9 protein-coding genes are annotated in these 10,967 nt (G+C 70.9%); 4 read left to right on the forward strand and 5 right to left on the reverse strand.

Annotation, left to right across the window (positions count from 1 at the left end; all coding sequences use genetic code 11):
• Nucleotides 1–63: 63 nt before the first annotated feature.
• Nucleotides 64–504, forward strand: coding sequence for an Hsp20/alpha crystallin family protein (locus QPK29_RS28850; RefSeq protein WP_371771891.1), 441 nt, complete (start codon nucleotides 64–66; stop codon nucleotides 502–504).
• An 11-nt stretch (nucleotides 505–515) separates the two neighbouring features.
• Nucleotides 516–1,550, forward strand: a complete 1,035-nt coding sequence (locus tag QPK29_RS28855; RefSeq protein ID WP_371771892.1) for a zinc-dependent alcohol dehydrogenase family protein — start codon at nucleotides 516–518, stop codon at nucleotides 1,548–1,550.
• A 10-nt stretch (nucleotides 1,551–1,560) separates the two neighbouring features.
• Here the strand turns inward: QPK29_RS28855 and QPK29_RS28860 are convergent, their stop codons facing one another.
• Complete coding sequence (locus tag QPK29_RS28860; protein WP_371771893.1) at nucleotides 1,561–2,691, reverse strand: GGDEF domain-containing protein; 1,131 nt, start codon at nucleotides 2,689–2,691, stop codon at nucleotides 1,561–1,563.
• 6 nt (nucleotides 2,692–2,697) lie between these two features.
• Nucleotides 2,698–3,528 (reverse strand): universal stress protein, encoded by an 831-nt coding sequence (locus QPK29_RS28865; protein WP_371771894.1) that lies wholly within the window; start codon nucleotides 3,526–3,528, stop codon nucleotides 2,698–2,700.
• 100 nt (nucleotides 3,529–3,628) lie between these two features.
• Here QPK29_RS28865 and QPK29_RS28870 point away from each other — a divergent pair, with 100 nt between their 5' ends.
• Nucleotides 3,629–6,304 carry a bifunctional acetate--CoA ligase family protein/GNAT family N-acetyltransferase gene (locus tag QPK29_RS28870; RefSeq protein WP_371771895.1) on the forward strand — a complete coding sequence of 892 codons (2,676 nt, stop codon included), beginning with the start codon at nucleotides 3,629–3,631 and terminating at the stop codon, nucleotides 6,302–6,304.
• On the opposite strand, the gene QPK29_RS28875 is transcribed toward QPK29_RS28870, so the two are convergent.
• Nucleotides 6,301–8,859 carry a cation-translocating P-type ATPase gene (locus QPK29_RS28875; RefSeq protein WP_371771896.1) on the reverse strand — a complete coding sequence of 853 codons (2,559 nt, stop codon included), beginning with the start codon at nucleotides 8,857–8,859 and terminating at the stop codon, nucleotides 6,301–6,303. The two genes, QPK29_RS28870 and QPK29_RS28875, sit on opposite strands and share 4 nt — an antisense overlap.
• A 182-nt stretch (nucleotides 8,860–9,041) precedes the next feature.
• Between QPK29_RS28875 and QPK29_RS28880 the strand changes: the two genes are divergently transcribed.
• Nucleotides 9,042–9,509, forward strand: a complete 468-nt coding sequence (locus QPK29_RS28880) for a universal stress protein (RefSeq protein ID WP_371771897.1) — start codon at nucleotides 9,042–9,044, stop codon at nucleotides 9,507–9,509.
• A gap of 15 nt (nucleotides 9,510–9,524) precedes the next feature.
• Here the strand turns inward: QPK29_RS28880 and QPK29_RS28885 are convergent, their stop codons facing one another.
• A complete protein-coding gene (locus QPK29_RS28885; RefSeq protein ID WP_160408752.1) occupies nucleotides 9,525–10,115 on the reverse strand; it encodes a cytochrome b in 591 nt (196 codons plus the stop codon).
• Nucleotides 10,116–10,701: 586 nt separating this feature from the next.
• On the reverse strand, nucleotides 10,702–10,881 hold the full coding sequence (locus QPK29_RS28890) for a carboxymuconolactone decarboxylase family protein (protein WP_371771898.1): 180 nt from the start codon (nucleotides 10,879–10,881) through the stop codon (nucleotides 10,702–10,704).
• Nucleotides 10,882–10,967: the final 86 nt, after the last annotated feature.

Below are 10,967 nucleotides of genomic sequence, written 5' to 3' on the forward strand. Positions count from 1 at the left end.
CCGGGCCGGTGCCGCGCCTGCCTGCGATTCCTCCGCATCGGCACCGAACCATGGAGAACCGTCATGGCACATCACCTGACACCCTTCGAACCCTTCGCCGACCTGATGCCGTTCGACCCGGTCCGCGGCTTCGACCAGCTGTTGCGCGAGTTCGGCCGCGCGGGATTCCCGAAACAGGACGTTCCCGCCATCCGGCTCGACGTCGACGAGACCGACCAGGCCTACGCCGTCACCGCCGACATGCCCGGCATGAACAAGGAAGACATCCAGGTCCGCATCGACGGCAACCAGGTCGTCATCTCCGCCGAGCGCAAGCGCGACACCGAACAGAAGACGGGCAACGTCGTGCGCAGCGAGCGGCACTGGGGGCAGCAATACCGCGCGTTCACGCTGCAATGCCCGGTCGACGAGGCCAAGGCCGAGGCCACCTACGAGAACGGCGTGCTCAAGCTGACCCTGCCGAAGAAGGCGCAGGCGACGGCGCACCGGCTCGACATCCACTGACGGCGGCCACGATGCGTGCCCTCGTCTACCATGGACCCGGCCGGAAGGCGCTGGAAGAGCGGCCGGAGCCCGTCATCCGGCACCCGGGCGACGCCATCGTGCGGCTGACCCGGACCACCATCTGCGGCACCGACCTGCATATCCTGAAAGGCGATGTCCCGACCTGCGAGCCGGGTACGATCCTCGGCCACGAAGGGGTCGGCGTGGTCCTGGCGGCCGGCGCCGCCGTCAGCGGCTTCGCGCCCGGCGACCACGTGCTGATTTCCTGCATCACCTCGTGCGGCCGGTGCGAGTACTGTCGCAAGGGAATGTACTCCCACTGCCTCGATGGCGGCTGGATCCTCGGCAACCGGATCGACGGCACACAGGCCGAATACGTGCGCATCCCGCATGCCGACTTCAGCCTGCACCACATCCCGGCCGGCGCCGACGAGGAAGCGCTGACGATGCTCAGCGATATCCTGCCGACCGGGTTCGAATGCGGTGTCCTCAACGGCAAGGTGCAGCCCGGCTGCAGCGTCGCCATCGTCGGGTCCGGCCCGATCGGGCTGGCGGCCCTGATGACGTCGCAGTTTTTCGCCCCGGCGGTCCTGATCGCGATCGACCCCGATCGCCACCGGCTCGAGATCGCGCGTCGCTTCGGCGCGACGCACGTGCTGGCGCCCGACGCCGGCACGGTCGCGCAGGTCCGGGCGCTGACCGAGGGGCGCGGCGCGGACGTGGTCATCGAGGCCGTCGGCGTGCCCGCCAGCTTCGAGCTGTGCGAGGACCTCGTGGCGCCGGGCGGCACCATCGCGAATGTGGGCGTGCACGGCACCAAGGTCGACCTGCACCTGGAGCGGCTCTGGTCGCACAACATCACCATCACGACGCGCCTCGTCGACACGGTCAGCACGCCGCAACTGCTCAAGGCGGTCATGTCGCGCAGGCTGGAACCGGCCGCGCTGGTGACCCACCGCTTCCGCCTGGAGGACATGGAACAGGCGTACGACACGTTCGGACGCGCGGCGGACACCCATGCGGTGAAGGTCGTCGTCGAGGTATGACGCCATGCGCCTAGGGGGCGGCCAGCACGATCCGGTCGCGCCCGGCATTCTTGGCCCGGTAGAGCGCGGCATCCGCCTGGCGCAGCAGTGCCTCCCAGGTGCCGTCTTCGCGGTCGAGCACGGCCACGCCGAGGCTGACCGTGACGCGCAGCGTGCCGGCCGCCGTCGGGACATGCAGCGCCGCGACCGCCCCGCGGATGCGTTCCGCACACGCCAGCGCGTCGGCGGCGGACGCCTCGGGCATGACGCACACGAATTCCTCGCCGCCGACGCGTCCGAGGTAGTCGGTGGCGCGCAGACAGCGCCGGCTCGTGTCGACGACCGCGCGCAAGACGAGGTCGCCCGCGGCGTGACCGTGGGTATCGTTGACCCGCTTGAAATGGTCGATGTCGAGCATCGCCACGGCCAGCCGACGGCCATGGCGCCGCGCCAGCGCGACGTCGTGCAGCGCCAGTTCGGTCACGTAGCCGCGCGACAGCGCGCGCGTCAGGTTGTCGTGGCGCGTCGCGTCCAGCAGCGCCTGTTCGGCCGCGAAAGCGCGCCGGCGCAGCGCCAGCGTGACCAGCGCGACGCCGACCGCCAACGGGATCGACAGTGCGTACAGGAGCACGCTGTCGAGCAGCGCCGGACCGGACAGCGCGAGGCCTGCCAGGCCGATAAACAGCAGCAGCGAGGACAGCGCCGTGGCGAGCCAGCGGCGCGGACGCGGTTCCACCAGCGCGAGCACGAACAGCGCGCCGGTCAGCGCGGGCAACGCCAGCAACAGGCCGTCGCGCAGCAGCGCGGCGCTGACGGCCATGGCGCCGGCGTGGGTCGCGTAGACGGCGACGCAGCGCACCGGCACGGACCAGCGCAGGCGTCCATGGGCATAGGCGGGCGCGCCGAGCAGCACGAGCGCCACGCGCACACGCAGCGTCGTGGCGGCGCGATCCGCATCGATCCAGGTGTCCCACATCCCGAACAGGACGACGAACAGCCCGAGCACCGGCCCGAGCACGGGCAACAGGCGGGCGATACCGTCGTCGAGCTGCGCGTCGAAGTCCGCCTCGGCCTTGTCCGCGAATGGCGCAAGCGCATCCCGCGCGTGCGTCCAGCCGTCACGGCAGGATTGTGCGAACCGGCCCGGCCGCAGCGCGCGCACGGCCGCTCAATGCGCCAGCAGGACCGGCAACGTCATCGTCCGCAGGACGGTCGCCGTGACCCCGCCCAGCAACAGCTCGCGGTAGCGGGCGTGACCATACCCGCCCATGACGAGCAGGCCCGCATCCATGTCCGCCGCGGCCGACAGCAGTGCCTCGCCGACGTCGCCGGTCTGCGCGCGCCGTCCGGCGCGGGCCGCCACGCCATGCCGCGCCAGCCAGGCGGCAAGGTGCGCGCACGGATCGTCGTCGTCCGGGCGCTCGCCCGCGGCGCCGAAACCGACCACGGTAACGCAGCGCGCCGCGCGCAACAGGGGCAGTGCGCCGGTCACGGCACGAATCGCTTCAACGCTGCCGTCCCACGCGACCAGCGCCGCGCCGTCCAGCCGCCAGTCGCGGTGAACGTGCGGCACGACCAGCACGGGTCGCGCGCTCGTGAGGAACAGGTATTCGGGCAGGTCGTCGCGCCGGTCCGGCGCCGGCGCGCCGCCGGACTGGCCGACGACCGCCAGGTCGCAGTAGCGGGCCTGCATGGCCATGCCGCCGTCGACGTCGTCGTCGACGAGACGGGTCTCGGCCGCATCCAGCCCGGCCTCGCGCGCGAGTCGTTCGAAGGTCCGCAGCGCTTCCGCCGCCTCGGCATGCAGCGCCGCGCAACGTGCGGCGAACCGGACGTCGGCGCCGGCGATCATGTTCGGCGTGACGAAGCGCGAGACGCCGGTCGACGCGGCGCCGACCAGGTGGGCGCCGGCGCGCTGCGCCAGGTCGATGGCAAGGCGGATGCGGGCCGGCGCGTCCGGACCGGCATCCACATGCACGACAATGGTCTTGTAATTCACGTTATCCTCGCTTCGTTGGCGGTGGGAGGCGGCCTGGCTGTCCGACCCATGGGCCGTCGTCCACCAGTCTACGCCGCAACGCGCGCGTCGGGGAGGCAAGATGAGTATTCGTAACCTGGATCATTTTTTTGCGCCGGATTCGATCGCCGTGATCGGCGCCTCGGCGCGTACCGGCAGCGTCGGCGCCACGGTGCTGGCCAATGTCCTGGGCGCCGGTTTCCGCGGCCCCATCTGGCCCGTGAATCCGAAGTACCGCGAACTGGGCGGCGTGCCTGTGCTGCGCGACGTGGCCGACCTGCCGCGGACTCCGGGGCTGGCCGTGATCTGCACCCCGGCCGCGACCGTGCCGGGCATCGTTACCGCGCTCGGCGAACGCGGCTGCAAGGCGGCCGTCGTGCTCAGTGCCGGGCTCGATGCGCCGATGGGCGACGGGCGCACCCTGCGCCAGGCGATGCTGCAGGCGGCGCGGCCGCACCTGCTGCGCATCCTCGGGCCCAACTGCGTCGGCCTGCTGGTGCCCGGGCAGGGCGTGAATGCCAGCTTCGCGCCGGCGGCCGCGTTGCCCGGACGCATGGCGTTCGTCGCGCAGTCGGGCGCGCTGGTGACGGCCGTGCTGGACTGGGCCCGCGCGCGCCAGATCGGTTTTTCCTGCTTCGTGTCGCTTGGAGACGGCAGCGACGTCGATTTCGGCGACCTGCTCGACTATCTCGCGGGCGATCCGGGTACCGATGCGATCCTGCTGTATGCCGAGAGCGTGCGGCAGGCCCGCAAGTTCATGTCGGCGGCGCGCGGCGCGGCGCGCGCCAAGCCGACCGTGATCGTCAAGGCGGGCCGGGTGGCCGAGGCCGCCCATGCGGCGTTCAGCCACACCGGCGCGCTGGCCGGTTCCGACCTCGTCTACGATGCCGCGCTGCGCCGCGCGGGCATGCTGCGCGTGTATTCGACGGGCGAGCTGTTCGATGCCGTCGCCATCCTCGCCCAGCCGCGCCGGCCGACAGGACCGCGCCTGGCAATCCTCACCAATGGCGGCGGACCGGGCGTGATGGCGACGGATGCCCTGATCGCCGGCGGCGGTGCGCTCGCCGCGCTGGCGCCGGCGACGCTGGAACACCTGTCGGGCCACCTGCCGGGCACCTGGTCGCACGGCAATCCGGTCGACATCATCGGCGATGCGCCGGTCGAGCGCTACGACCTCGCGCTGCGGGTCCTGCTCGACGAGCCCGGCGCCGACGCCATCCTGCTGATCCATGCGCCGACGGCGATCGTGCCCAGCGCCGCCATCGCCCGCGCGCTGCTGCCGCTGTTGCGCACGGCGACGCGTCCCGTGCTGTGCTGCTGGCTGGGCGGCGCCAGCGTCGGAGAGGCGCGCAGCCTGTGTGCCGGCGCCGGCGTGCCCGTGTTCGATACGCCCGAGGAGGCGGTGCGCGGCTTCCTGCAGCTCGTCGACTACGCGCGCAACCAGCGGATGCTGATGCAGGTGCCGCCCGCTTGCACGCTCGCGCCGCCGGACCGCGCCGCGGCACGCGCGCGCATCGCCGCGCTGCTGGCGGCGGACACGACGGCGGTGGGCGAGGCCGACGCCAAGGCGATCCTGGCGGCCTACGGCATTCCCGTCGTGCCGACGGAGACGGTGCGCGACCTCGACGGCGCCCTGGACGCGGCGCGCCGGATCGGCTATCCGGTCGCCCTCAAGATCCTGTCGCCGGACATCGTGCACAAGACCGACGTCGGCGGCGTCGTCCTCGACCTGGCGGCCCCCGCGGCGCTGGAACAGGCGCTGGAGGCGATGGTCGCGCGCGTGCGCGCCGCGCGGCCGCAGGCGCGCCTGGCCGGGTTCACGGTCCAGGCGATGGCGCGGCGCCCGCGTGCGCACGAACTCATCGTCGGCGTCAGTACCGATCCCGTGTTCGGCCCGGTGGTGCTGTTCGGGAAGGGCGGCGTGGCGGTCGAGGTAGCGGCGGACCAGGCGGTCGCGCTGCCGCCGCTGGACCGCGTGCTGGCGGCCGACCTGGTCGACCGGACGCGCGTCGCGCGCCTGCTGGCCGGGTTCCGTGATTCTCCGCGTGCCGACCTGGATGCGCTGTGCGACGTCTTGGTGCGCGTCGGCCAGATGGTCGCCGACCTGCCCGAGCTGGCGGAGCTCGACATCAACCCGCTGCTGGCGGACGCGGACGGCGTCGTCGCGCTGGATGCCCGGATGCGTCTCGTCGCTGTGCCAGCCGGCCAGGATCCGCTCGCGCGCCTGGCGATCCTGCCGTATCCCGACGCGCTGGAGCGCCGCGTCGACAGCGCGCTCGGCCCGCTGCTCGTGCGGCCGATCCGCCCCGAGGATGCCCCCGCGCACGTGGCGTTCTTTCATGCGCTGAGCGCGCGCGACGTGCACTTTCGCATGTTCGGCACGATGCGCGAATTGTCGCCGTCCCAGCTGGCGCGCTTCACGCAGATCGACTACGCGCGCGAGATGGCGTTCATCGCCACCCGGCCGGGACCGGCCGGCACCGCGGAGACGCTCGGCGTGGTGCGCGTCGCCATCGATCCGGACAATACCGTCGGCGAGTTCGCGATCGTCGTGCGCTCGGACCTGCAGGGCCGTGGCCTCGGCCGCCTGCTGATGGCCTGCCTGCTCGACTACTGCCGCGCACGCGGCCTGGCCCGGGTCGTCGGCGTCGCGCTGGCCGACAACGTCGGCATGCACCGCCTGGCGCGCGCCTGCGGCTTCCAACTGCTGCCGGCCGTCGACGGCAGCGTCGAGATGGTACTGGCGTTGTCCCCTTAGCGCCGGGCGCCGGCGCCGCGCGTCGCCTCCAGCCCCAGCAGCATGACGACTGCCGTGAGGAGGGAGAGGCCGAGCCAGCGGGCCGGCGGCGGCGCGAAACGGAACAGGTCGGCCAGCGCGGGCCACCAGAGGGCGGCGGCCAGCAGGGCGAGCGCCCCGAGTCCAATGGCCGCGAACACGGGATTCGCCGTGCGCAATGCGGCGCCGATCCCGCCCTGGCGCTGGTGCAGCAGCAGGCCGAGGTTGCACAGGATGAGGGCGGCGAAGGCCGTCGCGCCGGCCTGCTCCGCCGGCAGCCGGGCCAGCGCCCAGCCATAGCACCCGGCCAGCAGCAGCGCCGCCCACAGGCCGCGCAGCAGCGCCGCGAGCAGTGCACGCCGGTCGAGCACGGACTCGTCGCAGGGGCGGGGCGGACGGCGCATCAGGCCGGGCTCTTCCGGTTCGTTCTCGAACGCCAGCGAGCAGGCCGGGTCGATCACCAGTTCCAGGAAGACGATATGCGGCGGATACAACAGCACCGGCCAGCCGAGCAGCGGCGGCAGCAGGGCCAGCACCGTGATCGGCACGTGGGCGGCCGCCACGTATCGCATCGACTTGCGCATGTTGCTGAAGATGCGCCGGCCCGCGCGCAGCGCCAGCACGAGCGACGGGAAGCGGTCGTCCAGCAGGGTCAGTTCGGCCGCCTCGCGCGCGACGTCGGTGCCGCGCCGGCCCATCGCCACGCCCACGTCGGCCGCGCGCAGCGCCGGCGCGTCGTTGACGCCGTCGCCCGTCATCGCCACCACGGCGCCGCGCCGCTGCAGCGCGCGCACGATCGCCAGTTTCTGGCCCGGCACGATGCGCGCACACACGCTGACGCCGTCGAGCCGTGCCGCGAGGCCGTCCTCATCCAGGCATGCGATTTCCGGCCCCGTGACGGTTGCGCCGTCGGCCAGGCCGGCCTGGCGCGCGATGGCGCGTGCGGTCTCGGGGTGGTCGCCGGTGACCATCAGCACCCGCACGCCGGCGCCGCGGCATTCGGCCACCGCGTCCGGGATGTCCGCGCGCAGCGGGTCGGCCAGGCCCACCAGGCCGAGCAGCCGGTAGGGCAGCGCTGCCGGGTCGTCCGGCCAGGGCGGCGCGATGCCGCACGCCTCGGCCACGGCAAGGACCCGCAGCCCCGCGCGGGCCATGTCCGCTGCGGCCGCGAGGACCGGTGCACGCTCCTCGTCCGGACACATGGCCGCAATGGTCTCCGGCGAACCCTTGGCTGCAGCGAAAGAGGTGCGCCCATCGCTCCAGATCCGGATCATCGCCGGCCGGTGCGCCATCAGGCCGTATTCGCGCACCATGTCGGCCGGCGGATCGGGTGCCGGACGCCCCGGCTGCGCCGCCAGCGCCTGCCGCAGCGCTTCCTCGATCGGGTCGGCCGAGTGCGGCCGGCTCGCGCGCACGGCGGCCTCGAGCAGTTCGCGCAGCGCGGGCGCCAGCGCCACGCCCGCCGTCACGTCGTGGCCGGCGCCGGCGTGCCACAGCCGGCGCAGTGCCATGCGGTTCTCCGTCAGGGTGCCGGTCTTGTCGACGCACAGGATCGATGTCGAGCCCAGCACTTCGATGGCGGCCAGGCGCCGCGTCAGCACGCGGTTGCGCGCCAGACGCCACGCGCCGATCGCGGGAAACACGGTGAGGATGACAGGAAACTCTGCCGGCAGCACGGACATCGACAGGGCCACGCCGGCCAGCAGCGCCTGCAGCCAGTCGCCGGAGCGCCAGCCGAGCAGCAGGACGAGCAGCAGGCTGACCGTCAGGCCCAGCATGGCCAGGCGGCGCGCGAGGATGTGCGTCTCGCGCTGCAGGCGGCCGGACGGCGGGCGGATCGCGCCGAGCGCCGCGCCGATGCGCCCCAGCTCGCTGTGTTCGCCGGTCGCGACCACCTGGGCCAGGGCATCACCCTGTACCACGAGGGTGCCCGCGAACACCCACGGCAGGTCGGCGCCGCCTGGCTGGGCCGGCGGCGTGTCCGGCGTCCCGGCCCGCTTGCCGACCGGGACGGATTCACCCGTCAGCAGCGATTCGTCGGCGAGCAGGCCGCTCGTCTCGACGACCACGGCGTCGGCCGGCACGCGGTCGCCCTCGGTCAGCACGACGATGTCGCCCCGCACGATGTCCGTGGCGGGCACGCGCTGGCGGCGGCCGTCGCGCACGACCGTGGCCGTGGGTGCGCTCAGGTCGCGCAAGGCCTGCAGTGCCCGTTCCGTCCGCCCTTCCTGGTACAGCGTCATGCCCAGCATGAGCACGACCATCAACAGCAGGAAAAAGCTTTCGCGTGGCTCGCCCAGCGGCAGGTAGAGCAGCGCGGCGCCGAGCAGCAGCAGGAACATCGGTTCGCGCGCCGCCTCGCCGAGGATGATGCGCCAGCCGCGGCGCGTCCGGTCGGGCAGTGCATTGGGGCCATCCGCCGCGAGGCGGCGCGCGGCCTCGGCGCCGGACAGGCCGTCGTGGCGGTGCCGCGTTGCGGCATCGCGGCGGTCCGCTGCGGCGTCGTTCACGTCCATGGCGGCGATGTTCTTGTCCATCATCGCTCCTGTCGAAGGATGCCGCGTGGGCCGGCCGGTGCGCACAGCCGGGCGACGAAACCACGAATACGCCTGTCGATACGCGCTAAGATGTGCGGTAAGCGTATCACGTCACTACGCAGGTCCGCGCATGGCGGGTTTGGCCGCGCGGGGCCGTCATCCACACTTACAGGCAGGCGATCATGATCATCGAGAGAATCTGCGTAGCGACCGACGGATCGGATGTTGCAGTGCGCGCCGCGCAAATGGCGGTGCTGCTGGCCCGAGCTGGCGCGCGGCGGATCGTGGCGGTTGCGGTAGCCCGGCCGCATCCATCGCCAGCGCCGGAGAGTGCGTTGCCGGCGGCCGGTGCGCATGTCGACACGGTCGCGCGCATCGCGCATGCCGGTGGTGTCGCCTGCGAAGTGTCGGTCACGTCTGCCTGGCCGCCCGGTCCCGAGATCGTGCGCGTCGCGCAGGAACAGGGCTGCGACCTGATCGTGATGGGTGCGCATGGATCGCAGGAAGCCGACACGCGTTACCTCGGCAGTGTCGCGCGGTACGTACTGGCCTCGTCGCCGATTCCCGTAATGGTGTTGCGCGATCCCAGGGAAGCGACGCCTCCGGAGTTCAGCGATACGCCGCCCGGCGGCGCGGGTGCCGATGATTGATCCGAACACGACGGGTCAGTGCTTGCCGGCCGACGGCAGCATCCGCGACAGCACCGGATCCCGCAGTACGTAGTGGTGGTAGAGCGCAGCGGCGGCATGCGCCCCCGCCAGGAGGACGATGGCCCAGCCGTTCGCCTCGTGAAGTTCTTCGATCAGGTGCTCCGTCGCCTTGGAGAAGGGCGCGAATGGCGGCGCCATCAGCAGCCCGAAGAAATTCATCGATTCGTTGCCGCCCCAGCGCAACATGAAGCCCAGCACCGCTTCCGCGGCGAGCATCGCGTACAGAAGATAATGGACCGCCCTGGACGCCACGTCGGTCCAGCCCGAAACCGCGGGCACGGTCTGGTGGCCCGGGATCGCGCGCCAGGCGATACGGAACACGATCACGGCAGCCAGGACGATCCCGAACGACATGTGCGCGGCGACCATCAGGCGATGCGTCGGGCGTGCGAACCCGTCCCAGGTCAGGGCGAGCACGAACTGGGTCAGTACGAGCGCTGCCGTCAGCCAATGGAGCGTGATCGAGACATGATCGTAGACTGTGCGATCGTCACCGGCGGCGATCCGGGTGACCTGCTTTACCGTCGAGGTTGATTCAGTTGTCATGGGGTTCTCCGCATTGGGCAAGGTTGCCTTCAACAACTGCGCGGACGGCATCGTTTGCCAGGGAAATCCGCGCGCGACCGGACGTGACGTCGACGGCGCCACCGCCGGGACCGATGGCTCATCAGCGTTTTCAATGCCTTCGGGTGGAAGCGGGCACTCTTGCCGGCGGCGCTAGCGTAGAAGCGGCTGCAATGCTCGGGTTGATGATGCTTAACGATATACTCGAACTAGTCACCGATTGGATGATATAGGTCAAAAAAACAATAATGTGAGTCTTTAGCCGCTTTTCTCCCAGTGCTCTACGTAGCAGCAAATATGCTGCAATTGCTGTAACTACTCGCTGGCGCCAGTGTCAAAGACGCTACCGTGGTCGCGACTGTGTGCAGTTGGGTGGAGGTCCGTAGAATGCGAACTGCAGCGAGGTGAAGTGCGCTTCGGACTGCGTATTCAATCGGTGCTCGCAACACATTGGTTGAACCGCTGTGCTGGCGCTCCGTAGAAACGATCCATAGTGCGGATGATGAGCTTCAGCCGGTCGATCGTCTTGGCACTCGCTAAAGGGGTTTAATCGCTTCGTTATGAAGGATTACTGCACGCGCTTCGCGAACACGTCTTTCATGACCGGCACCGACGAGAACGCATTCGGCCAGCCGGCATAGAACGCCAAGTGCGTGATCACTTCAGACGCCTGGGCCTGGGTCAAGCCGTTATCCATCGCCCGATTCAGGTGGTAAGTGATTTGCGGGAAATGGCCGGCGGCGACCAAGGCGCTGACTGAATCGCCACGAGTTTTCTAGACACTCGACAGCCGCTGAAAATACTGCTTTTCGTACTCGACCGGCGACAAGTCAT

It is taken from the genome of Massilia orientalis (assembly GCF_030411975.2).
Lineage (GTDB): Bacteria > Pseudomonadota > Gammaproteobacteria > Burkholderiales > Burkholderiaceae_D > Telluria > Telluria orientalis.

Coding starts and splice junctions, on each gene's coding strand:
- QPK29_RS28875 (WP_371771896.1), bottom strand. CDS start 8,859: ATGGACAAGAACATCGCCGCCATGGACGTGAACGACGCCGCAGCGGAC.
- QPK29_RS28870 (WP_371771895.1), top strand. CDS start 3,629: ATGAGTATTCGTAACCTGGATCATTTTTTTGCGCCGGATTCGATCGCC.
- QPK29_RS28850 (WP_371771891.1), top strand. CDS start 64: ATGGCACATCACCTGACACCCTTCGAACCCTTCGCCGACCTGATGCCG.
- QPK29_RS28880 (WP_371771897.1), top strand. CDS start 9,042: ATGATCATCGAGAGAATCTGCGTAGCGACCGACGGATCGGATGTTGCA.
- QPK29_RS28885 (WP_160408752.1), bottom strand. CDS start 10,115: ATGACAACTGAATCAACCTCGACGGTAAAGCAGGTCACCCGGATCGCC.
- QPK29_RS28855 (WP_371771892.1), top strand. CDS start 516: ATGCGTGCCCTCGTCTACCATGGACCCGGCCGGAAGGCGCTGGAAGAG.